Source organism: Glutamicibacter sp. NPDC087344, from assembly GCF_044744225.1.
Classification (GTDB): domain Bacteria; phylum Actinomycetota; class Actinomycetes; order Actinomycetales; family Micrococcaceae; genus Glutamicibacter.
On the sequence record NZ_JBIUXY010000024.1, the window covers coordinates 4,394 to 5,740 of the forward strand.

1 rRNA gene (running past one end of the window) is annotated in these 1,347 nt (G+C 54.0%); it reads left to right on the plus strand.

Annotated features, from left to right (window positions below):
* Positions 1 to 1,333 (plus strand): 23S ribosomal RNA (locus tag ACIOWL_RS21120) (it extends 1,990 nt beyond the left edge of the window).
* Positions 1,334 to 1,347 lie beyond the last annotated feature (14 nt).

Genomic DNA, 1,347 nt, shown 5'->3' on the forward strand with positions numbered 1-1,347 from the left:
CGTCGAGGTCCCAGTCCGCCCGTACCCTAAACCGACACAGGTGATCAGGTAGAGAATACTAAGGCGATCGAGAGAATCATGGTTAAGGAACTCGGCAAAATGCCCCCGTAACTTCGGAAGAAGGGGGGCCTGCCCCGTGAAGAGGATTTACTCCTTGGAGGCGGGTGTGGGCCGCAGAGACCAGGGGGAAGCGACTGTTTACTAAAAACACAGGTCCGTGCGAAGTCGCAAGACGATGTATACGGACTGACTCCTGCCCGGTGCTGGAAGGTTAAGAGGACCGGTTAGCAACTTGTTGCGAAGCTGAGAATTTAAGCCCCAGTAAACGGCGGTGGTAACTATAACCATCCTAAGGTAGCGAAATTCCTTGTCGGGTAAGTTCCGACCTGCACGAATGGAGTAACGACTTCCCCGCTGTCTCAACCATGAACTCGGCGAAATTGCAGTACGAGTAAAGATGCTCGTTACGCGCAGCAGGACGGAAAGACCCCGAGACCTTTACTATAGTTTGGTATTGGTGTTCGGTGCAGCTTGTGTAGGATAGGTGGGAGACTGTGAAGCTCGGACGCTAGTTCGGGTGGAGTCATCGTTGAAATACCACTCTGGCTGTACCGGTCACCTAACTTCGGACCATGATCTGGTTCAGGGACAGTGCCTGATGGGTAGTTTAACTGGGGCGGTTGCCTCCTAAAATGTAACGGAGGCGCCCAAAGGTTCCCTCAGCCTGGTTGGCAATCAGGTGTTGAGTGTAAGTGCACAAGGGAGCTTGACTGTGAGAGTGACAGCTCGAGCAGGGACGAAAGTCGGGACTAGTGATCCGGCGGCACCTCGTGGAAGGGCCGTCGCTCAACGGATAAAAGGTACCTCGGGGATAACAGGCTGATCTTGCCCAAGAGTCCATATCGACGGCATGGTTTGGCACCTCGATGTCGGCTCGTCGCATCCTGGGGCTGGAGTAGGTCCCAAGGGTTGGGCTGTTCGCCCATTAAAGCGGTACGCGAGCTGGGTTTAGAACGTCGTGAGACAGTTCGGTCCCTATCCGCTGCGCGCGTTGGAAATTTGAGAAGGGCTGTCCTTAGTACGAGAGGACCGGGACGGACTAACCTCTGGTGTGTCAGTTGTACTGCCAAGTGCATCGCTGATTAGCTACGTTGGGAAGGGATAACCGCTGAAAGCATCTAAGCGGGAAGCCTGCTTCGAGATGAGATTTCCATGCCCCTTTGAGGGTGTGAGGCCCCCAGCTAGACTACTGGGTTGATAGGCAGGATGTGGAAGCAAGGACCCAAAGACTTGTGTAGCTGACCTGTACTAATAGGCCGATGACTTACAACACACTATAAAACAGTG